The sequence below is a fragment of the Dermacoccus sp. SAI-028 genome, assembly GCF_004346775.1.
Taxonomy (GTDB): Bacteria; Actinomycetota; Actinomycetes; order Actinomycetales; family Dermatophilaceae; genus Dermacoccus; species Dermacoccus nishinomiyaensis.
In genome coordinates this window covers 2,591,433-2,616,683 of the sequence record NZ_SMFS01000001.1, presented here as the reverse complement: position 1 = coordinate 2,616,683, position 25,251 = coordinate 2,591,433, and the positions used below count along the sequence as shown (strand labels likewise).

Sequence of the window (25,251 nt, the reverse complement as noted above, 5' to 3'; positions counted from 1 at the left end):
GGGTGGGCCGTTCGCGTGTCAGGTATCAGACGTTGTCGCCGCCCGTGTCCTGCTGCGGGCCACCGGTTTCGGTGCCGGTGTCGCCGGCGTCGGACCACACCCACGACGCGACGGCGGGGAGGTCCTCACCGTTCTCGTAGGCGTAGGCGCGTGCCTCGAGGCGCAGATCCTGCATCTCCTGACGCAGCCCCGCGCAGCGTGCACCGAGGCCGGGTACACGGTCGAGGACGTCGATGACGAGGTGGAAGCGGTCGAGGTCGTTGCGCATCACCATGTCGAACGGCGTCGTCGTCGTGCCCTCCTCGATGAACCCGCGCACGTGCAGGTTGCTGTGGCCGCTCCGGCCGTAGGTGAGGCGGTGGATGAGCCACGGGTAGCCGTGGTAGGCGAACACGATGGGCTTGTCGGGTGTGAAGATCGTGTCGAACTCGCGGTCGCTCAGGCCGTGCGGGTGCTCCTTCTCGGCCTGCAGGCGCATGAGGTCGACGACGTTGACGACGCGCACCTTCAGCCCCGGCACGCGTTCGCGCAGGATCTTCGCCGCGGCGAGCACCTCGATCGTCGGGATGTCGCCCGCGCAGGCGAGCACGACGTCGGGCTCCTCGCCGGCGACCTCGGTGCCGGCCCATTCCCAGATGCCCAGGCCGCGCGCGCAGTGCCGGACGGCCTCGTCCATCGTGAGCCAGACGGGGTTGGGCTGCTTGCCTGCGACGACGACGTTGACGTATTGCTCGGTGCGCAGGACGTGGTCGAACGTCGACAGCAGCGTGTTCGCGTCGGCCGGCAGGTAGACGCGGATGACGTCGCTCTTCTTGTTGACGACGTGGTCGATGAAACCGGGGTCCTGGTGGCTGAATCCGTTGTGATCCTGACGCCACACGTGCGAGCTCAGCAGGTAGTTGAGCGACGAGATGGGTCGACGCCAGCCGATCTCGTTCGTCACCTTGAGCCACTTGGCGTGCTGGTTGAACATCGAGTCGACGATGTGGATGAACGCCTCGTAGCTCGACATGAGCCCGTGGCGGCCGGTGAGCAGGTATCCCTCGAGCCAGCCCTGGCACTGGTGTTCCGACAGCATCTCCATGACCTGCCCGACGCGGCCCATCGGGTCTTCGGCGTCGTTGGGCTCGTACGCGCCCATCCACTGCTTGTTCGTCGTCTCGTAGACGGCCTGCAGCCGGTTCGACGCGGTCTCGTCCGGACCGAAGATGCGGAAGTTCTCAGGGTTCGCGGCTGCGACGGCGCGCAACCACTCGCCGAGCACCCGCGTCGACTCGGCGACCGAGGTGCCGCGCTCGTCGTCGCGGCCCGCGTCGACGGCGAAGTCGCGGAAGTCGGGCAGTTCGAGGGCGATGCGCAGTTCGCCACCGTTGGCGTAGGGCGTCGCGCCCATGCGCAGCTCGCCGTCGGGGGCGAGGGCCATGATGTCGTCGGCCGGGCGGCCGGCCTCGTCGAACAGCTCGTCGGGGCGGTAGCTGCGCAGCCACGCGTCGAGGTCGTGGAGGTGTTCGTCGGTGTCGCGGGCGTTGGCGAGCGGCACCTGGTGGCTGCGCCAGTGACCCTCGGCGACCTTGCCGTCGATCGTCTTCGGGCCCGTCCAACCCTTCGGCGTGCGGAAGACGATCATCGGCCAGTGCGGACGCTCGGCGTTCTCGGCACCCGCTTCGGCGGCCTCGGCCTTGATGCGGGCGATGTGGTCGAACACCTCGTCGAGCAGCGTCGCGAAACGGCGGTGGATCGAGATCGGATCCTCGTCGTCGAAGCCCGCCTCGAACACGTACGGCGTGTGGCCATAGCCGCGCATGAGGGCATCGAGCTCCTCGTCGCTGATGCGGGCGAGCACCGTCGGATTCGCGATCTTGTAGCCGTTGAGGTGCAGCACGGGCAGGACGACGCCGTCGGTGACAGGGTTGACGAACTTGTTCGAGTGCCACGACGTCGCGAGCGGCCCCGTCTCCGCCTCGCCGTCACCGATGACGGTGAACGCGAGCAGTTCGGGGTTGTCGAAGACGGCCCCGTAGGCGTGGCTGAGGGCGTAACCCAGCTCTCCGCCCTCGTGGATCGAGCCCGGTGTCTCGGGTGCCGCGTGCGACGGGATGCCGCCGGGGAAGCTGAACTGCTTCACGAGCCGGCGCAGGCCCGCCTCGTCGAGCCCGACGTTCGGGTAGATCTGCGAGTACGTGCCCTCGAGGTAGGTGTTGGCGACCATGCCGGGGCCGCCGTGGCCGGGGCCGGTGACGTAGATCGTCGGCTGAGAGCGCTCGGCGATGACGCGGTTGAGGTGGGCGTAGAGGAAGTTGAGCCCGGGCGTGGTACCCCAGTGCCCGAGCAGGCGATGCTTGACGTTGTCGCGCGTCAGCGGCTCGCGCAGCAGGGGGTTGTCGAGCAGGTAGATCTGCCCGACCGACAGGTAGTTGGCGGCGCGCCACCAGCGGTGGATCGTCTCGAGAGTCGCGTCGGTGAGCTCGGTTCCGGGGGAGGGCTGCCAGGGGGTCGCGGTGCTGACGTGGAAGGTCATGCCTCCATTCTCGTCGTGCGGCACGAGCGATGAAAGGGGCTGGGACGTTGGTCCTGACGCTCGGTGGAGTCGGTCGGCGGCGTGAGGGGTGTGACGTGGGTGTTGCCGGCCCGCCGCGGCGGGGTTGTCGGGTGTCGATGCTTGAATGGCGGCATGGACAACCTTCTTGCCATTCCGGAGACCAAGCTCGACGTCGACCCCGCAGCCGAGAAGCTCGACCTCGGCGTCCACGCCCGCGACGTGGCCCGCATGTACCCGGCGAGTTCGCTCGTGTGGGCGACGCTCGCCGAGGACGCGCTGGGTGACGGCGAAGCTGTCGAGGCGTACGCCTACGCGCGCACCGGCTACCACCGCGGCCTCGATTCCCTGCGCCGCGCCGGGTGGAAGGGCCAGGGGCCCGTTCCGTGGGAGCACGAGCCGAACCGCGGTTTCCTGCGCGCACTCGCCGCGCTGAGCAAGGCCGCCGGCGAGATCGGTGAGGTCGACGAGCAGCGACGCTGCGCCGACTTCCTGCGCGACTCCTCGGCCACCGCGGCGCGTGAGTTGGGCGTCTGAGACGCGCTTGAGCGCCGCGTCCGAAAATGATGTCGGCGTGAGGGAACCGATCTCCTGATCGCGGCGTCTCAGATGTGACGATGCCCGGTCAGGGAGCGCTCGCACTCGGTGCGTCGAATCGTCGTGCCTCTCGGGGCGCGGCTGTCGGCGCCCGGTATCTCTGGGGGGATGAGCGAACGGGAGTCGGGCGTCGTCCGCCGCCTGCAACAGGGCGGGCGCGACGGGGGTGTGGCCGGGAGGGGCCACACCCCCGTCGCATGTCATCTGGCGGCCACGGCGCGCTAGCCTGACGGCGTGAATCCTCTCGCCGTCCTCGGCATCGACGACCTCGCCGAACAGCTCTACCGCCAGGTGTTGCGTGACCAGGCGCGACCGTTCGGTGTGTACGCCTCGCGGCTCAACACGCCCGTCGGTGACGTCGAGGCAGCGGCTGAACAGTTGCGCGCGCTGCGTCTCGTGCGCATCACCGAGGACGGTCGTCCCTCCGCCGATCATCCGCGCGCCGGGCTCGAACGCGTCCTGTCGGCCGAGGAGGCGCGTCTCGCCGAGCGACGCCGCGACCTCGCCCGCCTGCGCGACGCCATCGATGGTTTCGCCGGCGACCACCGTGCGGGCCAGGAGCAGGCCGACCCCGCCGAGGCGGGTCGCGAGTACGTCGAGATCGACGGGCTCGGTGACGTCATGGAGCACCTGGCGGCATCGACCTCGGGCCCGATCCGGTTCACGCACACCGACGCACTCGCCGTCAGCGCCGGGGAGCAGCCGGTGCTCGCGCGCCTCGTCGCCGACGGGCGCCTGCTGCGTGGCCTGCACGAGTTCGACGCCGCGAGCACGCGCAGCCTCGACGTCGTCGAGTGGGCGAACCTGGGCGAGGAGCAGCGCCTCGCGACGCACATCCCGAACGAGTTCGTCTGCTATGGAACGGATGCTGTCATCGCCAACACCGATTGGGGCGGCGAGGGCGGGCGCTACGTCGTGCTGCGTGACGCCGTCGTCGTGCGTGCGTTCGTCGAACTCTTCGATCGGATGTGGGCCGCGTCCTCCGGCGTCGACGACGGCGCGGAACCGACGTCGGAGCGTCTCGTCGAACTCATGCAGGCCGGGTTGAAGGATGAGGCGATCGCGCGGGCGCTCGGCGTCAGCCTGCGGACGGTGCGACGCCGCGTCGCGGCGCTCATGGAGGAGTGCGGTGTCGAGACGCGCTTCCAGCTCGCGGTGAAGCTCACCGAACGTGGCCTCACCGGCTTCGAGGGCTGACCAGGCACTCGATCAGGGGCGCCCCGGGGCGCTCGGCGGGCGGCGCGTCGGCTCGCCTGCTGACGACGACCGCGACGGATGCGTGCCAGCGGGTAACCTTGGGCGGTAAGAGTTGACGCCCGGTTCGTCGCTCGAGGCCACCGCGCGCCGGGGGTCGAGCGTGGCGGGGGAGCGGCGTCAGCCCACCAGCTACGCAAAGGCAGTTGATACCGATGCCGGCAATCGTTCTCGTCGGCGCCCAGTGGGGCGACGAAGGCAAGGGCAAGGCCACCGACCTTCTCGGAAGCCGAATCGACTACGTCGTGAAGTTCAACGGCGGCAACAACGCCGGGCACACGGTCGTGATCGACGGTGAGAAGTACGCGCTGCACCTGCTGCCGTCGGGCATCCTGACCCCGGGTGTCACGCCCGTCATCGCGAACGGTGTCGTCGTGGACCTCGGCGTGCTGTTCGAGGAGATCGATGCCCTCGAGGCGCGTGGTCTCGACACGAGCAAGCTCGTCATCTCCTCGAACGCGCACCTCATCCCGCGCTACAACAAGGTGATCGACCAGGTCTCCGAGCGCTTCCTCGGCAATCGCAAGATCGGCACGACCGGGCGCGGCATCGGCCCGACGTACGCCGACAAGATGAACCGCATCGGCATCCGCGTGCAGGACCTCTTCGACGAGTCGATCCTGCGGCAGAAGGTCGAGGCGGCGCTCGAGACGAAGAACCAGCTGCTCGTGAAGACGTACAACCGTCGCGCGATCGAGGTCGACGAGGTCGTCGAGGATCTGCTGCAGTACGTCGAGCGGCTGCGCCCGATGGTGAAGGACACGTCGCTGCTGCTGAGCAAGGCGCTCGACGCCGACGAGGTCGTGCTGTGCGAGGCCGGCCAGGCGACGCTGCTCGACGTCGACCACGGCACCTACCCGTACGTGACGAGTTCGAACGCGATCTCGGCGGGCGCCTGCACCGGTGCGGGCATCCCGCCGACGCGCATCGACCGCGTCATCGCCATCCTCAAGGCGTTCACGACGCGTGTCGGTGAGGGCCCGTTCCCGACGGAGTTGCACGACGAGGTCGGCGACCGCCTGCGCGAGATCGGCGGCGAGTTCGGCACCACGACGGGGCGCCCTCGCCGCATCGGTTGGCTCGACACCGTCATCGGGCGTTATGCGACGCGCGTCAACGGCGTCACCGACTTCGTCGTCACCAAGCTCGACAACCTCGACACCTTCGACGAGATCCCCGTCTGCGTCGCGTACGACATCGACGGCGAGCGCGTCGAGGAGATGCCGGAGAACCAGACCGACTTCCACCACGCGAAGCCGATCTACGAGATGCTGCCGGGTTGGAACGCCGACATCACCGGTTGCCGCACGTTCGAGGACCTGCCCGAGAACGCGCAGCGCTACATCGAGTTCGTCGAGAAGCAGATCGGCGCGCGTGTCTCCGTCATCGGCGTCGGCCCGGGTCGTGACGAAGTCATCGTCCGTCACGATCTCCTGAACGACTGACGCTCTCATCCCGCGCCGCAGGGGTCGACTCGCTGACGAGTCGGCCCCTGCGGCGCGTTCGTGTGCGTCCTGGCGTCGGCGGGCCGCCGGTAGGCTGAGTGTGTGGCGAGGGAAGCGATCCGACTGCAGTTCGGCAAGTACAACGGTGACGAGCACTGGGGGTTCGACGCCGTCGTTCTCGGTCGTGATGCGCAGGGGCTGTGGCTCGGGGTGACGGGTGGCACTCGTGTGGCACGACCCGGGCTTGAGTTCGCAGCGCACGGCGACTTCGTCGTCCTTGTTCCCGACGACGCCTGGTGGGTGGCCACCTTCAACACCGCTCCGGGCGGCAAGGACCATGACATCGACGTCTACGTCGACATCACGACGCCGACGACCGTCAACCAGGGTGAGGCGTTCACGCTCGACCTCGACCTCGACGTCGTCAAGCGCACGAACGGCGACCTCGACCTCGACGACGAGGACGAGTTCGAGCGGCACGCCCGCGAGATGAGCTACCCGCCGCGACTCGTGACGGCTGCGCGCGAAGCTGCCGACACTGTCATGGCGATGGTGCGTGACGGCGCCGCACCGTTCGACGGTTCGCACGAGACGTGGCTCGCGAAGCTCTGACGAGGCGCCGTCTGTTTCGGTTCACGGCCAGCTCGTCCGCCATCCTGCCGATGTCAGCGCGAAGAGCCCCCTGCGGGCGCGTCAGAACCACCCTGACCGGGCGCCTAAAATGAACCCATGACGACTGTGTTGCCTCCTGACGCCGACTGGGTTTCGCGACTTGCCGACGAGACGATCGCCGAAGCCGAGAAGCGTGGCACGAAGGTCGTCGTCGCCTCCGGCATCAGCCCCTCGGGCCCGGTGCACCTGGGAAACCTGCGCGAGGTCATGACGCCGCACCTCGTCGCCGACGAGATCCGTCGCCGCGGCATCGCGTGCGAGCACATCATCAGCTGGGACGACTTCGACCGCTACCGCAAGGTGCCGAACGTCGAGGGCGTCGACGCCTCGTACGAGCAGTACATAGGCATGCCGCTGACGCGCGTGCCCGCGCCGAAGGGCAGTTCGGCGAGCAGCTGGGCCGAGCACTTCCGCGCCCAGTTCGAGGAGGGCCTCGCCGCGCTCGGCGTCGTCTACCGAGGCATCAGCCAGAGCGAACAGTACGGCGCGGGCGCCTACACGGATCAGATCCTCTTCGCGATGAGCAAGCGCGACGAACTCGACGCCATCCTCGCGCGCTACCGCACCCTGCCGAAGCCTGACGGCGACGCCGCCGGCAGCGGCAAGCCCGTCAAGGGCGGCAAGAAGGCGCCCGTGTTGTCCGAGGAGGAGCAGGCGGCAGCCGCCGAGGCGGAGGCCGGTTCCGGGGCGGCAGCCGAGGACGACGGCGGCAGCGCGTCCGGTTACTACCCGTACAAGCCGTACTGCTCGGCGTGCGGCACCGACTTCACCACCGTCACCGCCTATGACGACGCCACGCACGACCTCACGTACACGTGCCGCTGCGGGCACACCGAGACCGTCGACCTGCGTGAGCACCGCAACGGCAAGCTCGTGTGGAAGATCGACTGGCCGATGCGCTGGTCGGTCGAGAAGGTCGTCTTCGAGCCGTCGGGCGTCGATCACCAGAGCCCCGGTTCGAGCTTCGTCGTCGGCAAGGACGTCGCTCCGATCTTCGGGTGGGAGCGCCCGCTCGGCCCGATGTATGCGTTCGTCGGCATCAAGGGCATGGCGAAGATGAGCTCGAGCAAGGGTGGCGTGCCGACCCCGAAGGACGCGCTCGGCATCATGGAACCGGCCCTGCTGCGCTGGCTTTACGCGCGCAAGAAGCCAAACCAGAGCTTCACCGTCGCGTTCGACTCCGACGTGCAGCGCATGTACGACGAGTGGGACGCGCTCGACGCGAAGGTCGCCGCCGACAAGGGCCAGCCGGGCGACGTCGCCGCCTACGTGCGCGCGTCGACGACGGCTGAGAAGGTGCTGCCCGCGACCGAGTACCCGGTCGCCTACCGCACCCTCGCGAGCATCACGGACATCACGACGGGTGACGAGACGCAGACGCTGCGCATCGTCGGCACGCTCGACCCGGCGAACCCCCCGTCGAGCCTCGACGCGCTGCGCCCGCGCCTGACGAACGTCGAGAACTGGGTCGCGCGCTACATGCCCGACGACGAACGCACGGTCGTGCGGGAGACGAAGAACGCTGACGCCCTCGCAGCCGCCAGCGACGAGCAGAAGACCGCCCTGCGCATCCTGCTCGACGGCCTCGACGTACCGGGCGAGCAGGGGCTGCCGCGCATCGAGGACGCGTGGTCGCTCGACGGGCTGACGACGCAGGTCTACGGTGTGCCGAAGGTGCAGATCGGCAAGGGTGCCGACTTCCGACCCGACCGCAAGGCCGACCCCGAGACGGCCGCAGCCCTCGGCGCGAGCCAGCGCGAGTTCTTCAAGCTGCTCTACACACTGCTCATCGACAAGGAGACCGGCCCGCGTCTTCCGACGCTGCTGCTCGCCGTCGGCCCGCAGCGCCTGCGCGAACTCGTCACCCCCTGACGGCCGACCCCCGTCCACGTCGGCGATTCTCGTCCACATTCGTCGAGCCGGGCGGGGTCGGTGATCGGGTCAGCGAACGCCGCAGTGACGGGCGTCTCCGGCCCGATCGGGCCGCGTTGTCGGTGCCGACGTCTACGCTGATGCGCGTGATGACGATGACGACGATCCGCGGAGCTGTGACGAGCCTGGGCGCGGCTGCGCTCCTCGCGGGCACCGCGGCCTGCGGCACCTCGTCGGACGCATCGCACTCGGCGACGAGCGCGTCGCCCACGGCGTCCTCGTCGAACGGCACGCAGCCGGCGCCCTCGGCGTCGGGCTCGTCGCGCGCGTCAGCGTCAGGGCCCACGCCTGCCGACAGTGGCTCGACATCGACGAAGCCGGCGTCCGACGCCACGTCGAGCTCCGCGAAGGGCGGCGACACGCACGGGCAGGGCGCCGGGACGGGTCCGGGAGCGGCGTACGACGTCGTCAGCGTCATCGACGGCGACACCATCGCCGTCCGTATCGACGGAAAGCGCGAGAAGATCCGCATCATCGGCCTCGACACCCCCGAGACGCGCAAGCCGAACACGCCCGTGCAGTGCTTCGGCAAGGAGGCGAGCAGTCACATGCAGTCGCTCGTGCAGAGCAAGCAGGTGCAGCTCGCGGCGGACTCGTCGCAGGGCGATCGCGACAAGTACGGCCGCCTGCTGCGTCACGTCTTCGTCGGCGGGACGACGAACGTCGCGCTCGCGCAGATCGAGGGTGGCTATGGGCGCGAGTACACGTACGACGGGCCGTACCAGCACCGCCTCGAATATCTCGCGGCGCAGAACCAGGCGAAGAACGCCCACCGCGGCACGTGGGGCCCGCCGTGCAACGGTTTTCACCAGGATGACGCAGGCTCGAGCGCTGCTGCGTCGACGTCAGCTGCGCCGGCACCCTCGACGCCCGTCGCGTCGGCGGTGCCAGCCGCTCCATCGTCGCCGGCCGGTGCCGGCTCGAGCGGCGGAGCGTGCGCGATCAAGGGCAACATCAACTCGAAGGGCGCCAAGATCGCGCACGCGCCCGGTTCGGCGACGTACGACAAGACCGTCATCACGCCGAGCAAGGGGGAGCGCATGTTCTGCTCCGCGGCCGAGGCCATCGCCGCAGGGTGGCGCATGGCGAACGACTGACCTGACCGCAGCGCACCACGTCGGCCTGGTGGCCGCCCTGCTCGACGCCGGCCGATGCAGGCGCGCGCCATGGGTGGGAAGGGCCCGGCCACGCCCCGCCACCCCCTGGATTACTGGCTCTTCACGAACGAGGGTGTAGTCGGTTGAGCGCGTCGGTGGCCGGGTAGGGGTCGAGGTCTCCCGGATGATGGAAGTTCTTCACGCTCGCCATCCCGAAAGACCTCGACGTGCTCCACCCTACTTTCGCGACCCCTGACCTGACCACGTTCTGCCGCCTCGACGAGCTCGGCCTCGTCGCCGTCGGCCAGCTGATCGAGCCGGATCGGGCCACGATCGAATGCCGCGTCGTCGGGGACGACCCGTGGTGTCGGAAGTGCGGTGTCGAGGGCGTGCCGCGGGACACGGTCACGCGTCGACTGGCGCACGAGCCGTTCGGGCACCGGCCGACGACCCTGCTGGTGCGGGTGCGCCGGTACCGGTGCGGACACTGCCGGCGCACGTGGCGGCAGGACATGACGCGGGCAGCGGCGCCGCGTGCGAAGATCTCCCGCGGCGGCCTGGAGTGGGCGCTGCGGGGCATCGTCATCGACCACCTCACCGTCACCCGCGTCGCCGCAGGTCTCGGGGTGTCCTGGAGTGCCGCGAACACCGCCGTCCTCGCGGAAGGCAAGCGGCGCCTGATCGACGACCCCGCCCGGTTCGACGGGGTCACCACGATCGGTGTCGACGAGCACGTCTGGCGACACACGAGGCTGGGCGACAAGTACGTCACCGTGATCATCGACCTCACGCCCGCGAGGAACAAGACCGGGCCGGCGAGGCTGCTGGACATGGTCGAGGGCCGCTCCAAGGCGGTGTTCAAGCAGTGGCTCGCCGCCCGCCCTGCGGACTGGGCGAAGCGGATCGAGGTGGTCGCGATGGACGGCTTCGCCGGGTTCAAGACCGCTGCCGCCGAGGAACTCCCCGACGCCGTCCCCGTCATGGACCCGTTCCACGTGGTCCGCCTCGCCGGCGACGCGCTGGATGTCTGCCGGCGTCGGGTCCAGCAAGACACCACCGGTCACCGCGGGCTCAAGGGCGACCCGCTCTACAAAGCCCGCCGCACCCTGCATACCGGGGCTAGCCTGCTCACCGACCGGCAGCGGGCACGCCTGGACGCAGTGTTCGCGAGCGAGGAGCACGTCGAGGTCGAGGCGACCTGGGGCATCTACCAGCGCATCGTCGCGGCCTACCGGGAGCCCGACAAGAAGAAAGCGAAGGCGATGATGCAGGAGGTGATCGCTGCGATCAGCAGCGGCGTTCCCGCGGTGCTCGTCGAGGTCCGCAAGCTCGGCCGGACCATGAAGCAGCGGGCGGGCGACATCCTCGCGTTCTTCGACCGCCCCGGCACCAGCAACGGCCCGACCGAGGCCATCAACGGGCGACTCGAACACCTCCGCGGCTCCGCCCTCGGCTTCCGCAACCTCACCCACTACATCGCTCGGTCGCTGCTCGAAGCCGGAGGGTTCAGACCCGCGCTACACCCTCATTCGTGAAGAGCCCGTTTCCCCCTTCCCCAGCCCCTGACCTAGGTATGCTGCGAAAGCCCGAAGAATTGACCTAGTGAGAGCGGTTGTCATGTCAACACGTATGCGCATCGCAGCAACAAGCCTGCCCTCGTCTTCGGCGTGTCTCTTGTGACGCCGACAGCCCTGGCGGCTGAGAAGCCCGTGCCCGCAGCTCAGAGCTCAACCGACCGCTCTAGCGACGCAGAGTGCCTTGACCAGTTCCTCAAGGGTGGCGAGGCGAAGGCAACGCCCTTCATCCAGGCGAGCAGTCAGGAAGAAGCAATCAAAAAGCTCAATGACTACCAATGTGGAAAGGGCGCATCGGTACGTTTTACAACACCCAACTATGGGCCTTGCACGCTAAACCCCGGTGCAGTTTACCTGCGGAAGGAATATGACTACAAGGCTGCGGGTAATAAGCCTATCACGACATGCACCACGCCCGTAACATCTATCACTCACGCTGAAGAGATTCACTACAAGTGGTATGCGTGGTGGAAGAAGGCCGGCGGCACAACGATGTCAGGTGGTCGCAATATCGCAAAGCTCGAGCAGAAGAACGTGGTGAAGACCTGCAAGGGAACCACGAACACCACGTTTATTGGTTCCACGCTCGGTACGATCGTTTGGAAAAACAAGACCTACTACGCGCGGTCCTACACGAAGGTTGCTCAACTGAAGCGCACGATGTAGGCATGATCGCAGTCTTCGTAGACGGCTCAGCCAAGGTCGCACTCACGTCGGAAGACGAGCTTCTGAAGATCCTTGATAGCAACAAAAATCTTAGGACAAGAGTCTCATGGGAAGACTTGGACCTAGCCGGTGCAGCTCGGATTGAGAATAATCTGTACATTTGGGCTGCTGGAGACCTGAACGAATCGCCAGCGATTGCTTCAGCCCATGCAACATCAGAAGAAGCGACCGCCTGGATTGAAGATGACCCGATGAAACAATCTGGGTATTCAGCCGAAGTTCTGAGCCTCATTCGCCTGCCGATCGATGATCTCACCCAATTAGAGGTCTGACGTAACAGTGGAGGGGTAAGGCAGGTTTTCTGCCTTACCCCTCCACTGTTTTCTCACTCCGGCTCAACCGGGGTCCAGTGCAAGATCTTCATGTTCACCGGGCTCGTGCCGCCCATCCACGCATCGATCAGCGCGGCGTTGAAGGTCGCTGCGGCTTCCTCGTACTCCTGCGCTTCGATGCACGCGGCCACGGTCTCCATCTCAGACGCGTCGAGAGGGACGGTCGTCGTGATGTGCGTACGGTCTTCGATCGACGATGCTTTACCGGGCTCTTCACAGATGAGGGTGTAGCGCGTAGTCAAGGATCGAACGGCGTGGCGCTGCCCGGGTAGGCGTCGAGGCCTTCCGATGATGGAAGTTCTCACACTGCCCATCTGGAAGACCTCGACGTGCCTGACGCTACCTTCACCGACCCTGACCTGACCATGTTCTGCCGCTTGAATGAGCTCGGCCTTGAGGCCACCGGTCAGCGCCTCGAGCCCGCCGGTGCGGTCCTGGCCTGTCGAGTCGTCGAACCCGACCGCTGGTGCCGACGCTGTGGCTGTGAAGGAACCGCGCGCGGCACGGTTGTCCGCCGGCTGGCCCACGAGCCGTTGGGGTGGCGTCCGACGACGTTGGAGGTCACGGTCCGCCGCTACCGGTGCACCGGCTGCGGCCACGTGTGGCGCCAAGACACGTCTTTGGCGGCCGAGCCACGCGCGAAGCTCTCCCGGCGAGGGCTGGCGTGGGCGCTGGAGGGCATCGTCATCGCACACCTGACGGTCGCGCGGGTCGCTGAGGGGCTCGGGGTTGCGTGGAACACCGCCAACGATGCCGTCCTGGCCCAGGGCACACGCGTCCTGATCGAGGACCCGAACCGCTTCGACGGCGTCCGCGTGCTCGGCGTCGACGAGCACGTCTGGCGGCACACACGCAAAGGCGACAAATACGTGACCGTGATCATCGACCTGACCCCGATCCGCGACCGCAGCGGCCCAGCACGACTGCTGGACATGGTCGAGGGCCGCTCCAAGCGAGTCTTCAAGGAGTGGCTCGCCGCTCGCCCTCAGGCATGGCGTGAGGCCATCGAAGTCGTCGCGATGGATGGCTTCACCGGGTTCAAGAGCGCCACCGCCGAGGAACTGCCCGACGCGGCTGCGGTGATGGATCCCTTCCACGTCGTGCGCCTTGCCGGTGATGCCCTCGACCAGTGCCGACGCCGAGTCCAGCAGGAACTGCACGGGCACCGCGGCCGCAAAGACGACCCGCTCTACCGTGCGCGTAGAACGTTGCACACCGGCGCGGGCCTGCTCACCGACAAGCAGCAGACCCGCCTGCAGGAGCTGTTCGTGCTCGAGGAGCACGTGCCCGTCGAGGCGACCTGGGGGATCTACCAGCGGATGATCGCGGCCTACCGCGAGAAGGACCGATCCCTCGGCCGCGCGGCGATGGAGGCGCTCATCGACGCCGTCAGCCAAGACGTCCCCGCCGGGCTGGACGAGTTGCGCAAGCTCGGTCGGACCCTGAAGGCTCGCGCCACCGACGTGCTGGCCTACTTCGAGCGGCCTGGCACCAGCAATGGCCCCACAGAGGCGATCAACGGACGCCTGGAGCACCTGCGCGGCTCGGCCCTGGGCTTCCGCAACCTGACCAACTACATCGCCAGATCCCTGCTCGAGTCCGGCGGATTCAGACCTCAACTACACCCTCATCTGTGAAGAGCCGGATTACTCGCCGGTATGACTCAGCCCACACAAGGCCGATCGACTCCTACGATGGCGTCATGAGCGACACCACCACCTCGAACACGCCGGGCGAACAGAACCAGCACGACATCGACGTCTTACTCACCGCCGCCGCGCGGCAGGGCGCCGTCACGATTCCGGCGGGCTGGGGGCAGGGTCGGGCGACGTTCGGTGGCGTCGTCGCAGGCGCCCTCGTCGCCCGCGTGCTCGGTGAGCTGGCCGCGGATCCGACGTCGCTGCGTTCGCTCACCGTCAACTTCGTCGCACCGGCCTCCGCCGGCACGGCCGAGGTGCGCGTCGAGGTGCTGCGTCAGGGCAAGTCGGCGACGCAGGTCGAGGCGCGCCTCGTGCAGCCGGACGATTCCGGCGAGAGCACCGTCCGCGCCATCGCCCTGCTGACGTTCGGTGCGCAACGCGACTCGAAGGTGGCGCTCGATCCGACCTTCGACGCAGTCACGCGCCCGGCGTTCGAGATGCTCGAGGCCATTCCGTACATCGAGCCGTTCACGCCCGAGTTCATCGCACGCGTCGACCTGCGCCCGGCCAGCGGGGTGCTGCCGTTCTCCGCAGCGACTGACGGTGACCTCACCGGCTACATGCGATTCCGCGAGCTGACGGACGACTTCAGCGTCGCGCACCTCGTCACGCTCATCGACGCGTGGCCGCCGGCAGCGGGGCAGATGCTGCACTCGCCGGCCCCGATGTCGACGATGACGTGGACACTCGAGTTCACCGCGCCCGTCTCGTCCGACCCGGTGACGACGTGGTGGTACGACGTCACGACGGACGCCGCCCACGACGGCTACGCCCACTCGGGGGCGCGCATCTACGACCCCGCGAGCGGCGCCCTCGTCGCCATCAGTCGTCAGACGGTGGCGTTGTTCGGCTGACGTACACGCGAACCAACGACGTCAGGACGCGTCGGACGCCGCCTGCAGGTGGTGGTGGATGACCTCGTCGATGACGAATCGGAGGAACTTCTCGCTGAACTCGGGGTCGAGGCCCGATTCGGCGGCGAGGCCGCGCAAGCGGGCGACCTGACGCTCCTCGCGCGACGGGTCGGCGGGCGGCAGCTCGTGCGTCGCCTTGTACTCGCCGACGGCCTGCGTGATGCGGAAGCGTTCGGCGAGCATGTGGATGATCGCCGCGTCGATGTTGTCGATGCTGCGTCGGTACGCGCCGAGCACCGCGTCGGACGTGCCCGCGACCGAGCCGTGCAGACCGCCGTCGCCCGCGGTCGGGCTGGCGTTCGCGCCGCCGTCGGGGCCGTCGCTCGCCGGCAGCGCGGCGTCAGGGGTGTGGGTCATGTCGTCCTCGCTCCGTCGTCACTCGTGTCGCGCGTCAGCGCACGTCGAGCACCGTCATGCGGTGCGCGGCACGAGTCAGCACAACATAGAGAACGCGCGCGCCGCCAGGTGACTCGGCGGTGATCTCATCGGGGTCGACGACGAGCGTCGCATCGTACTCGAGGCCCTTCGTCGACATCGGGTCGATGACGACGACGCGGCCCGCTGCGCCGTCGAGCTCGGCCAGCGCCTGCCGCCACGCCGCGGGCGCGATGACGGCGACGCTGCCGTCGACCTGCTCGAGCAGGCCGGTGACGGCTTCGCGGGCGCGGGCGATGACGTCGTCGCGGCTCACGTCGATCGAGACGGGGTGAATGCCGGTCTCGCGCACGGCTTCGGGGATGTCGGCGTCGGGCACGTAGCGTCGGATGAGGTCGGCCGCGAAGTCGAAGATCTCGCGCGCGTTGCGGTAGTTCGTCGTCATGTGGAAGCTCTGACGCTTCTTCGTCCCGAAGGCCTCCTCGCGTGCCTCGGCGGCTTCGTCGAGGTCGGGCCACGACGCCTGCGCGAGGTCGCCGACGACGGTCCACGACGCGAACTTTCCGCGCCGACCGACGGCGCGCCACTGCATCGGCGACAGGTCCTGCGCCTCGTCGACGAGGACGTGACTGTATTCCTCGGCGCGCGTGAGGCGCCCGGCGAGCAGGCGCTCGCGGGCGTCGGCGGGCGTCACCTCGAAGCCGACCTCGCCGCCCTGACGGCGCGATCCGGTCACCTCGACCTCGTGGACGCCGTACTCGGTGAGGTTGTCGAACTCCTCGATCTCGTAGAAACCACGCTCCTCGCGGGCGGCCTCGGGCACCTCGGCGAGGCGGGCGAGCAGGTCGTCGACGAGCGCAACGTCGGCCACGGACCACTCGCCGCGCTCGACCGCGACGGCGATCGACGCGACGAGTTCCGCCTGCTCACCAATGCTCAGCACGCCGCGTGCATACCGCGCGAGCCGGTCGGCGTCACCGAGCCACAGCAGCACGTGACGCGGGTCGATCGGGCGCCACCAGTCGGCGACGAACGCCTCGACGTCGCGCGAATCCTCGAAGCGGTCGACGAACTCGGGGCGCTCCAGGTTCGTGTGCTCGCGCACCTGCAGCCACGCCGCGGCCGCGAGGGCCTCGACGACGTCGGCGGGGTTGCTGGCGAGCTTGTTGTGCTGGTGGTGGCTGAGCAGGCTCGCACGGACGCGGCGCAGCTCGCGCTCATCGAGGTGGACGGCGAGGCCCGCGACCATCGCGCGCAGGCTCGTCGCCGCGTCGGGCGCGACGTCCTTCGCGGCGCGCGAGAGCACCTTTCGGATGCGCAGCCCACCCTTGACGGCGGCCGCGGCCGGCGCGTCGAGGCGCGTCGCCGTCAGCCCGCCGACGAGGTCGCCGAGCGCGCGCAGCGCCACCGAATCCTCGCCGAGCGACGGCAGGACGCGCTCGATGTATGCGGTGTAGGCGGCCGACGGGCCGACGACGAGGATGCCGCCCGACTCGAATCGGCGCCGATCCGAGTAGAGCAGGTAGGCCGCGCGGTGCAGCGCGACGACGGTCTTGCCCGTGCCCGGCCCACCCGTGATGAGGGTGACGCCGCGCGCGTCGGCGCGGATCGCCTCGTCCTGGTGGCGCTGGATCGTCGCCACGATGTCGCGCATCCGCGCCCCGCGCGAGCGCGTCAGGGCGGCCATGAGCGCACCGTCACCGACGACCGTCATGCCCTCCGGCGCCTCCACCGTCATGAGGTCGTCCTCGACGCCGAGGACGCGAGCGTCACGGCAGCGCAGCACGCGGCGGCGCACGACCTTCTCCGGGGCGACGGGCGTCGCGCGGTAGAACGGTGATGCCGCCGGCGCGCGCCAGTCGATGACGAGCGGTTCGTACTCGTCGTCACGCACGCCCAGGCGACCGATGTAGCGCACCTCGAGGTCGTCACCCGAGCCGGTGGAGACGAACCCGCCGGGGGCGTCGTTCGCGTCCCCACCCGCCGTCATCGCGTGGTCGAGGTCGAGGCGCCCGAAGACGAGGCCTTCGAACTGCTGCTCGAGCGTCGCGCGTCGCTTGCCGGCGGAGAACATGAGCGCGTCACGCTCGAACAGGCCGGCCTTCTCCTCGTCGCGCATGTCGCCGGAGCGGCTCGCGCGCCCGCGCGCGAGGCCCTCGGATTCGACGATGCCGACGCGCTCGCCGGCCTTCGCCAGTTCGGCGTAGACGCGCTCGACGTGCGCCTGTTCGATCGCGATCTCGCGGGTGACCTCGTCGGGCAGTTCGTCGACCTGGCCGGCCGGACGTCCCTCAACCGTGCTCACGCAGTGCTTCCCCTCGCCGTGCTGGCTCACCGCGCCGCGCGCGGATGACCCTCTACCTTAGAGCGTTCGTCGGCCCGTTCGGCGCGTCGGGGTCCATGTCGCGACAGGGCTCACAACCAGCCGCGTCGGGCGGCCAGCACCCCGGCCTGAAACCGTGTCTGGGCGTTGAGGCGATCCATGACGCTGCGGACGCGCCGATCGAACGTGCGCTGGCTGACGCCGACGCGACGCGCCACGGTGGCGTCGGGCACTCCTGCGGCGAGCAGCGTCAGGATGAGGCGCTCCTGGTCGCTCAACGCATCCGACGTGGCAGCCTGCACACCGTCCGTGCGCTGGCGCGCCATGGACTGCGTCGACGCACGCGGATGGGTCGCGGCGAGGGGAGCGGCGAGGCGCAGCATGAGGTCGATCGTCGACGACACCGCCGCGACGAGTCCGGCGTCGTGCACGACGAGCCCCGCCACACCGCCACCGCTGACGGTCTCGATGACCGCCATCCCGTCGTCGTTGACGGCGGCGGTGAACGGAACGCCCGTCGCAAGGGTGACGCGGACGTTCGGCGTGGGTTGCAGAGAGGCGAAGTCGTCGGCGTCGAAGTCGGCGACCAGGCTCGAGTCGATGACGGTGTCGACCGTCACGAGACGTTGCGAGGCGCCGACGCGCCCGTCGCGTGAACCGGGCAGCGCGTCGAGGATGGGCGAGCGCGTCGCGATGGATCGCGTGCGCATGGCTCGCACCTCATGACGAGCGTTCGCGACGCACTGGGCGAACGCGAACGCGACCTCGCGCTCGCCGTCGAGCGCGTCGGTGCCTTCTAACAGTCGGTTCGCGCCCGTGGCCTTCGCGGCGTTGCGGTGGGCGGCGACGAGGCCCGGCAACGCGGCGCGGATACTCGTCGCGCGTGACTCGAGCTGCCCCGCGAGGGTGGGCAGCGCCTGCTCCGGGGGCGTGACCCGCCACCCCGACGAATCCCGCTCGACCATGGCACGCGCGGTGAGGATGCGCAGGGCGACGGCGGTAGCCTCAACGGCGAATCCGGCTGCGGCGAGATCGTTCTCGTCGCACGCGCCGTGCATGAGCAGGTGGAGGTAGAGCTCGGTCGGACGGTCCTCGCCGATGAGGTCGGCGAGCGCGTTCGTCGTCGCAGCGCCCTCGGGCATCGTCGCGGCGAGGTCGGCGATCGCGTCGGCGGGCGTGCCGCCGCCGATCGTGCCGGGGGTGTCGGCAGGCGCGCCGAGAGCGTCGGCGGGTGTGCCGGGTGCCCCGGAAGGTACATCGGTGGATGACTGATGGGGCATGACGACCGCCTGTCGACGAGGGAGAAAGAAGTAACGCTCTTGGCGAATGTTCGCCAATGACGCCATTCTGCCAAACCGTGAGCGAACGGGTGTCCGTGGTCGTGCCATAGTGGGTCTGCCGGCCCGTCCGGTGCGCGAAGGAGCGTGTCACCACCTACCCCCGATGGTTCGACCCACTTCGCGCCAGGTGCGCGCCGCCCCGGGAGCATTTCCTCCCCCTGGGTTCCCGGGGCCGCGCGCGCCGCCTCCTCGCCGGTAGGGTTGCGGCCATGAAGGCTTTGGTCGTCGGAACGGGCGCGCGCGAGCACGCCATCGTCAAGGGTCTCGCAGCGGATCCGCAGGTCGACATCATCGTCGCCGCCCCCGGAAATCCAGGCATGGCCGCCGACGCCCAGGTGCGTGACGTCGACATCCTCGACGGTGACGCCGTCGCCGAACTGGCGCAGGAGATCAGGGCCGACCTCGTCGTCATCGGGCCCGAGGCGCCGCTCGTCGCCGGGGTGGCGGACGCGGTGTGCGCAGCCGGAATCGACACGTTCGGCCCGTCGGCCGAAGCCGCCCGACTCGAGGGGTCGAAAGCGTTCGCCAAGGACGTCATGGCGGCCGCCGGCGTCCCGACCGCCGGCGCGCACGCGTGCACGAACATGACGCAGGTCGCCGCGGCCCTCGATGCGACCGGCGCCCCGTACGTCGTCAAGGACGACGGGCTCGCGGCCGGCAAGGGTGTCGTCGTGACGAACGACCGCCACGAGGCGCTCGCGCACGCCCGGGCCTGTCTCGACGCCGGGTCGAGCCTCGTCATCGAAGAATTTCTCGACGGCCCCGAGGTGTCGCTGTTCTGCATCAGCGACGGTGCGACGGTCGTTCCGCTCGAGCCGGCGCAGGATTTCAAGCGCGCCCATGATGACGATGCGGGCCCGAACACCGGTGGCATGGGCGCGTACTCGCCGCTCGACTGGGCGCCGGTGGGGCTCGTCGACGATGTCGTGAAGCGAGTCGCGCAGCCGACGATCGACGAGATGGCGCGCCGCGGCACGCCGTTCGCGGGCGTGCTGTACGTCGGGCTGGCGCTGACGTCGAAGGGTCCGAAGGTCGTCGAGTTCAACGCGCGCTTCGGCGACCCGGAGACGCAGGTCGTCCTCGCGCGTCTGCGCACGCCGCTCGGCGGTCTGCTGCGCGCTGCCGCACGGGGTGAGCTCGCTGACTTCGGGCCGCTCGAATGGAGCGATGACGCCGCCGTCACCGTCGTCGTCGCGAGCGAGGGTTACCCCGCGAAGCCGGTGACGGGTGTGCGCATCGACGGCCTCGACGAGGTGAACGGTGACGGCACCGCGGCGGGTGACGGTGCGTACGTCCTGCATGCGGGGACGAAGCTGGGCAGCGACGGCGGAATCGTCTCGTCCGGTGGGCGTGTGCTGTCGGTCGTCGGACGGGGTGCGGATCTCGCCGCCGCCCGTGAGGTGACGTACGCGGGCGTCGAGCGCATCAGGTTGCCCGGCAGTCATCACCGCACCGACATCGCGCTCAAGGCACTCAAGGGTGAGATCACCGTCGAAGGAGAGCAGGCATGAGCGAGACACTCGACCTTCCTGGGTACGCGCACGTCTACTCCGGCAAGGTGCGCGACCTGTACGCGCCGCTCGACGCGGACGGCAAGGCTCGCGACGACCAGGTGCTGCTCGTCGCGAGCGACCGCATCTCGGCGTTCGACTTCATCCTCTCGACACCCATCCCCGACAAGGGCAAGGTGCTGACGCAGCTGTCGCTGTGGTGGTTCGAGCAGATGGCAGACCTCGTGCCCAACCACGTCGTCTCGACGGACGTGCCCGACGCCGTCGCGGGCCGTGCGGTGCTCGTCGAACGGCTCGACATGGTGCCGCTCGAAGCCATCGCCCGCGCGTACCTGACGGGTGGCGGGCTCGCCGAGTACCGCGCCACGGGTGCGGTGTGTGGGGTGGCCCTGCCGGACGGCTTGGTCGATGCCTCCAAGCTCGAGACGCCGATCTTCACGCCGACGTCGAAGGCCGAGATCGGGGATCACGACGAGTCGATGACGTTCGACGAGGCCGTCGTGCTCGTCGGGCGGGAGCGCGCGGATGAGATCCGCGACCTCACCGTGCGAATCCTCGCGCGTGGCAACGAGATCGCCGCCGAGCGGGGCATCCTCATCGCCGACACGAAGGTCGAGTTCGGCGTGCGTGCCGACGGCACGCTCGTGCTCGCCGACGAGCTGCTGACGCCCGACTCGTCCCGCTTCTGGCCGGCCGCGTCGTGGCAGCCGGGGCGCGCACAGGATTCGTACGACAAGCAGTTCGTGCGCGACTGGCTGACGTCCCCGGCCTCTGGTTGGGACAAGTCGTCGGGCGAGCAGCCGCCGGCATTGTCCGACGACATCGTCGCCGCCACGCGCGCCAAGTACATCGAGGCCTACGAAGCACTGACGGGCCGCACGTTCGCGTGACGGGTCGCAGGGCGGCGGGCGAGCCCGAGGTTCAGCGACCGGCCCACGGCATCAGTATCGGTGTCGACCTGGCTGCCGCCCCGGTCAACACCGCTGCGGTGGAGTTGGCTTGGGAGGGGGACCGCGCGAGGATCGTCGACGTCTGGGGCGAGGGTCGTGAGTGCGTCAGCGACGCGGTGCTCGTCAGCCTCCTCGATCGCAGTGACGCCAAGATCGGCGTCGACTGCCCGTTCGGCTGGCCTCAGGAGTTCGTCGAACTCGTGGGTGATCAGGGTAGTGGGGAACCGGGAGGGTCCGAGGTGCGGGAAGCGTCCTACGCGACGCCGGACGAGCGCCAGCGCTTGGTCTATCGGGCGACGGATCTCGACGTCATCGAGGTGACGAAGCGCCACGGCTCGAGCGCTGATCCGGCACGGCCGGCCGTCAGGCCGCTCAGTGTCTCGGCCGATCGCATCGCCCACGTGTGCGCACCGTGACGCGGCCCGTCAAGAGGGCTGGATCCACCTGCCGCTGCGCACGACGTGAGCGGGAATGGGGCGTTGTCGGTGGCGCCGCCTAGACTCAGGGTGCTGGACACACCGCCTCTCACAGGGAGAACCCATGGGCCACGTCGTCGTCGACGTCATGCTGAAGTCCGAGATCCTCGACCCGCAGGGTCAGGCCGTCGCCGGTGCGCTGCCGCGCCTCGGTTTCGAGCAGTTCACCGACGTGCGTCAGGGCAAGCGTTTCGTCCTCGCCGTCGACGGTGATGTGACGGACGCGCACCTCGCCGCGGCGCGTGAGGCGGCCGACAAGCTGCTGAGCAACCCCGTGATCGAGGACGTCGTCAGCGTGCACGACCTGAAGGACGAGCAGTGAAGATCGGCGTCATCACCTTCCCCGGTTCGCTCGACGATCACGACGCGAAGCGCGCCGTCCGCCTCGCCGGGGGAGACCCCGTCGACCTGTGGCACGGTGACGCCGACCTCAAGGGCGTCGACGCCGTCGTCGTGCCTGGCGGTTTCAGCTACGGCGACTACCTGCGCTGCGGCGCCATCGCGCGGTTCGCGCCTGTCATGGACGAGCTGATCCCTGCAGCGCAGGGCGGCATGCCCGTGCTCGGCATCTGCAACGGCTTCCAGATCCTGTGCGAATCGCATCTGTTGCCCGGCGCGCTCATCCGCAACGACCACCAGAAGTTCCTGTGCAAGGACCAGGTGCTGCGTGTCGAGAACACCTCCACCGCGTGGACGAACGCTTTCACGGCCGATCAGGAGATCACCATCGCGCTGAAGAACGGGGAGGGCTGCTTCGTCGCAGATGACGCGACGCTCGACCGCCTCGAGGGCGAGGGCCAGGTCGTCTTCCGCTACCTGCAGGGCAACCCGAACGGCTCGTACCGCGACATCGCCGGCGTCACGAACGAACGCGGCAACGTCGTCGGCCTCATGCCGCACCCCGAGCACTGCGTCGAGGAGGGCTTCGGCCCCTCGACCGACGGGCTCGCCTTCTTCACGTCCGCCATCACGGCGCTCGCGAGCGTCTGAGGAGACAGCACTGATGACTGAGATGAACACGAGCCCGGAGCCGGGCCAGCTCGCCGCTGCCGAAGAGGGCTTCAGCGCCGAAAGCCAGATCATCGCCGCGCCGAAGACGGACGGTCTCGACACGGTGAGCAAGGCCGAGGCGACGCCCGACGTCGAGCAGCCGTGGGCCGAACTCGGCCTCAAGGACGACGAGTACGCGCGCATCCGCGAGATCCTCGGGCGTCGCCCGACGAGCGCCGAACTCGCGATGTACTCCGTCATGTGGAGCGAGCACTGCTCGTACAAGTCGTCGAAGACGCACCTGCGCCGCTTCGGCGACCTGCCGAGCGAGACGCCGCGCGGCAAGCAGCTCGCCGGCATCGGCGAGAACGCCGGCGTCATCGACATCGGTCAGGGCTGGGCCGTCACCTTCAAGGTCGAGAGCCACAACCACCCGAGCTACATCGAGCCCTACCAGGGCGCCGCGACCGGCGTCGGCGGCATCGTGCGCGACATCATGGCGATGGGTGCGCGCCCGATCGCCGTCATGGATCCGCTGCGCTTCGGCGCGCTCGACCACCCCGACACCGCGCGCGTCCTGCCCGGCGTCGTCGCCGGCATCGGCGGCTACGGCAACTGCCTCGGCCTGCCGAACATCGGTGGCGAGGTCGTGTTCGACGACTGCTATCAGGGCAACCCGCTCGTCAACGCGCTGTGCGTCGGCAAGCTGCGCCACGAGGATCTGCACCTCGCCAAGGCCGCAGGCCAGGGCAACAAGGTCGTGCTGTTCGGCGCCAAGACGGGTGGCGACGGCATCGGCGGTGTCTCCGTGCTCGCCTCCGAGACGTTCGACTCCGAAGGGCCCACGAAGCGACCCGCCGTCCAGGTCGGCGACCCCTTCGCCGAGAAGGTGCTCATCGAGTGCTGCCTCGACCTGTACGCCGCGGGCGTCGTCGAGGGCATCCAGGATCTCGGGGGCGCCGGATTGTCCTGCGCGACATCCGAACTCGCCTCCGCCGGTGACGGCGGCATGCACATCGAACTCGACCGCGTCCCGCTGCGCGACAGCTCGCTGCGGGCCGAGGAGATCCTCATGTCCGAGTCGCAGGAGCGCATGATGGCCGTCGTCGCGCCGGACAAGCTCGACGCGTTCATGGCGATCGCCGAGAAGTGGGACGTCGAGGCCGTCGTCCTCGGCGAGGTCACCGACGGTGAGAACCTCGTCATCACCTGGCATGGCGACGTCGTCGTCGACGTGCCGCCGCGCTCCGTCGCGCACGACGGGCCGGTCTACGAGCGCCCGCTCGCGCGACCCGAGTACCTCGACGCGATGCAGGACGACGTGTCGTCGCTGCTGCGCCGACCGGCGTCGGGCCACGAGCTGCGCGCGCAGCTGCTGCAGGTGCTGGGTTCGCCGAACATCGCCGACAAGTCGTGGATCACCGACCAGTACGACCGCTACGTCATGGGCAACACGGCGCTCGCCATGCCTGACGACGCCGGCGTCGTGCGCGTCGACGAGGGCACCGGGCTCGGCGTCGCGCTCTCGACGGACTGCAACGGCCGTTTCGCGAAGCTCGACCCGTTCATCGGCGCGCAGCACGCCGTCGCGGAGGCGTACCGCAACGTCGCGGCCGCCGGCGCGACGCCGCTCGCCGTCTCCGACTGCCTCAACTTCGGCTCGCCCGAGGACGCGGGCGTCATGTGGCAGTTCAGCCAGGCCGTCGACGGCATCATCGAGGCGTGCCGCGCGTTCGGCACTCCCGTGACGGGCGGCAACGTGTCGTTCTACAACCAGACGGGTGACGTCGCGATCCACCCGACGCCCGTCGTCGCCGTCCTCGGCGTGCTCGACGACGTCAGCAAGCGCACGCCGTCGGCGTGGAAGGATGCGGGCCTCGCGCTCTACGTGCTCGGCGAGACGCGGGACGAGCTCGACGGCTCCGAATGGGCCGGCGTCGTGCACAGCCACCTCGGGGGCCTGCCGCCGATGGTGCACCTCGAGAACGAGAAGGCGCTCGCGTCGGTGCTCATCGACGGTGCCCGTGACGGCCTGCTCGCCGCGGCTCACGACCTGTCGTCCGGCGGTCTCGCGGTCGCGTTGGCTGAAGGCGTCATGCGTCATGGTGTCGGTGCGTCGGTGTCGTTCACCGACAACGCGTTCGTGTCGCTGTTCTCCGAGTCGGCCGGTCGCGCCCTCGTCGCGGTGGCACCGGAGCACGTCGAGGCGTTCGAGGCGCTCGCGTCGAAGGCCGGTGTAGCCGCAGCGAAGATCGGCGAGACGGGTGGCGGCGCGCTCGCCGTCGGCGACCTGTTCTCGATCCCGGTCGCCGAGCTCTCCGAGACGCACCAGGTGCCGCTGCGAAAGATCTTCGGCTGACGGCCTGCGCATCGCTGACGGTTGGTGCGCGCTCGTTCGAGAGGCCCATTCCTGGAACCAGGAATGGGCCTCTCGACGTGTTCACGAGGTGCGGGTCCAGGCGTGTGCCCCATCTCGGCTCGGCTGCTCGGATTGGGGCTGAAACTCT

At 69.0% G+C, this 25,251-nt stretch carries 22 protein-coding genes; 17 read left to right on the top strand and 5 right to left on the bottom strand.

Translation table 11 applies throughout. The features are described from left to right. Positions 1 to 25 precede the first annotated feature (25 nt). The gene (locus EDC82_RS11890) at positions 26 to 2,518 is read right to left on the bottom strand and encodes a phosphoketolase (protein WP_006943697.1); all 2,493 of its coding nucleotides are present in this window, start codon (positions 2,516 to 2,518) and stop codon (positions 26 to 28) included. A gap of 153 nt (positions 2,519 to 2,671) precedes the next feature. Between EDC82_RS11890 and EDC82_RS11885 the strand changes: the two genes are divergently transcribed. The 9 genes from EDC82_RS11885 (at position 2,672) to EDC82_RS11845 (ending at position 12,105) form a co-directional block, all read left to right on the top strand. Beyond that, positions 2,672 to 3,073 (top strand): DUF3151 domain-containing protein, encoded by a 402-nt coding sequence (locus EDC82_RS11885; protein ID WP_006943618.1) that lies wholly within the window; start codon positions 2,672 to 2,674, stop codon positions 3,071 to 3,073. Positions 3,074 to 3,367: 294 nt separating this feature from the next. Continuing rightward, positions 3,368 to 4,330, top strand: coding sequence for a response regulator transcription factor (locus EDC82_RS11880; protein WP_074040237.1), 963 nt, complete (start codon positions 3,368 to 3,370; stop codon positions 4,328 to 4,330). 212 nt (positions 4,331 to 4,542) lie between these two features. After that, entirely contained in the window at positions 4,543 to 5,832 is a 1,290-nt protein-coding gene (locus tag EDC82_RS11875) for an adenylosuccinate synthase (RefSeq protein WP_074040239.1), read from the top strand. 102 nt (positions 5,833 to 5,934) lie between these two features. After that, positions 5,935 to 6,444 carry a DUF402 domain-containing protein gene (locus EDC82_RS11870; protein ID WP_074040242.1) on the top strand — a complete coding sequence of 170 codons (510 nt, stop codon included), beginning with the start codon at positions 5,935 to 5,937 and terminating at the stop codon, positions 6,442 to 6,444. Positions 6,445 to 6,561: 117 nt separating this feature from the next. After that, positions 6,562 to 8,376, top strand: a complete 1,815-nt coding sequence (gene lysS, locus EDC82_RS11865) for a lysine--tRNA ligase (RefSeq protein WP_074040245.1) — start codon at positions 6,562 to 6,564, stop codon at positions 8,374 to 8,376. A 149-nt stretch (positions 8,377 to 8,525) separates the two neighbouring features. Continuing rightward, positions 8,526 to 9,533 carry a thermonuclease family protein gene (locus EDC82_RS11860; protein ID WP_235006302.1) on the top strand — a complete coding sequence of 336 codons (1,008 nt, stop codon included), beginning with the start codon at positions 8,526 to 8,528 and terminating at the stop codon, positions 9,531 to 9,533. 227 nt (positions 9,534 to 9,760) lie between these two features. Then, positions 9,761 to 11,068, top strand: a complete 1,308-nt coding sequence (locus tag EDC82_RS11855; protein WP_006943264.1) for an ISL3 family transposase — start codon at positions 9,761 to 9,763, stop codon at positions 11,066 to 11,068. Positions 11,069 to 11,200: 132 nt separating this feature from the next. Continuing rightward, positions 11,201 to 11,773, top strand: a complete 573-nt coding sequence (locus EDC82_RS11850; protein WP_131941652.1) for a hypothetical protein — start codon at positions 11,201 to 11,203, stop codon at positions 11,771 to 11,773. Between the two features lie 2 nt (positions 11,774 to 11,775). Next, positions 11,776 to 12,105 (top strand): hypothetical protein, encoded by a 330-nt coding sequence (locus tag EDC82_RS11845; RefSeq protein WP_131941650.1) that lies wholly within the window; start codon positions 11,776 to 11,778, stop codon positions 12,103 to 12,105. Positions 12,106 to 12,158: 53 nt separating this feature from the next. Here the strand turns inward: EDC82_RS11845 and EDC82_RS15020 are convergent, their stop codons facing one another. Then, complete coding sequence (locus EDC82_RS15020) at positions 12,159 to 12,305, bottom strand: hypothetical protein (RefSeq protein ID WP_191870482.1); 147 nt, start codon at positions 12,303 to 12,305, stop codon at positions 12,159 to 12,161. A 189-nt stretch (positions 12,306 to 12,494) separates the two neighbouring features. Between EDC82_RS15020 and EDC82_RS11840 the strand changes: the two genes are divergently transcribed. After that, positions 12,495 to 13,802, top strand: a complete 1,308-nt coding sequence (locus EDC82_RS11840) for an ISL3 family transposase (RefSeq protein WP_083604063.1) — start codon at positions 12,495 to 12,497, stop codon at positions 13,800 to 13,802. 65 nt (positions 13,803 to 13,867) lie between these two features. Then, on the top strand, positions 13,868 to 14,719 hold the full coding sequence (locus EDC82_RS11835) for a thioesterase family protein (protein WP_074040247.1): 852 nt from the start codon (positions 13,868 to 13,870) through the stop codon (positions 14,717 to 14,719). 21 nt (positions 14,720 to 14,740) lie between these two features. Here EDC82_RS11835 and EDC82_RS11830 read toward each other — a convergent pair whose 3' ends face one another. The 3 genes from EDC82_RS11830 to EDC82_RS11820 all read right to left on the bottom strand — a co-directional run bounded on the left by EDC82_RS11830 (position 14,741) and on the right by EDC82_RS11820 (position 18,757). Continuing rightward, positions 14,741 to 15,136: a chorismate mutase gene (locus EDC82_RS11830; protein WP_081873741.1), complete on the bottom strand. Its 396-nt coding sequence runs from the start codon at positions 15,134 to 15,136 to the stop codon at positions 14,741 to 14,743. A gap of 34 nt (positions 15,137 to 15,170) precedes the next feature. Continuing rightward, the gene (locus tag EDC82_RS11825; RefSeq protein ID WP_083603867.1) at positions 15,171 to 17,459 is read right to left on the bottom strand and encodes an AAA family ATPase; all 2,289 of its coding nucleotides are present in this window, start codon (positions 17,457 to 17,459) and stop codon (positions 15,171 to 15,173) included. 110 nt (positions 17,460 to 17,569) lie between these two features. Further along, positions 17,570 to 18,757, bottom strand: coding sequence for a response regulator transcription factor (locus tag EDC82_RS11820; protein ID WP_074040248.1), 1,188 nt, complete (start codon positions 18,755 to 18,757; stop codon positions 17,570 to 17,572). A 269-nt stretch (positions 18,758 to 19,026) separates the two neighbouring features. On the opposite strand from EDC82_RS11820, the gene purD reads away from it, so the two are divergent. The 6 genes from purD to purL all read left to right on the top strand — a co-directional run bounded on the left by purD (position 19,027) and on the right by purL (position 25,103). Beyond that, positions 19,027 to 20,328, top strand: coding sequence for a phosphoribosylamine--glycine ligase (purD, locus tag EDC82_RS11815; RefSeq protein ID WP_074040249.1), 1,302 nt, complete (start codon positions 19,027 to 19,029; stop codon positions 20,326 to 20,328). Beyond that, the gene (locus tag EDC82_RS11810) at positions 20,325 to 21,218 is read left to right on the top strand and encodes a phosphoribosylaminoimidazolesuccinocarboxamide synthase (protein ID WP_074040250.1); all 894 of its coding nucleotides are present in this window, start codon (positions 20,325 to 20,327) and stop codon (positions 21,216 to 21,218) included. The genes purD and EDC82_RS11810 overlap by 4 nt, the downstream gene beginning before the upstream one ends. Then, positions 21,215 to 21,694: a DUF429 domain-containing protein gene (locus EDC82_RS11805; RefSeq protein ID WP_074040251.1), complete on the top strand. Its 480-nt coding sequence runs from the start codon at positions 21,215 to 21,217 to the stop codon at positions 21,692 to 21,694. Before EDC82_RS11810 ends, EDC82_RS11805 begins: the two co-directional genes overlap by 4 nt. 124 nt (positions 21,695 to 21,818) lie before the next feature. After that, a complete protein-coding gene (gene purS / locus EDC82_RS11800; protein WP_038569404.1) occupies positions 21,819 to 22,076 on the top strand; it encodes a phosphoribosylformylglycinamidine synthase subunit PurS in 258 nt (85 codons plus the stop codon). Continuing rightward, positions 22,073 to 22,744, top strand: coding sequence for a phosphoribosylformylglycinamidine synthase subunit PurQ (gene purQ / locus EDC82_RS11795; protein ID WP_006945326.1), 672 nt, complete (start codon positions 22,073 to 22,075; stop codon positions 22,742 to 22,744). The genes purS and purQ overlap by 4 nt, the downstream gene beginning before the upstream one ends. A gap of 13 nt (positions 22,745 to 22,757) precedes the next feature. Then, entirely contained in the window at positions 22,758 to 25,103 is a 2,346-nt protein-coding gene (purL, locus tag EDC82_RS11790; protein WP_235006219.1) for a phosphoribosylformylglycinamidine synthase subunit PurL, read from the top strand. The last annotated feature ends 148 nt before the right edge of the window (positions 25,104 to 25,251 follow it).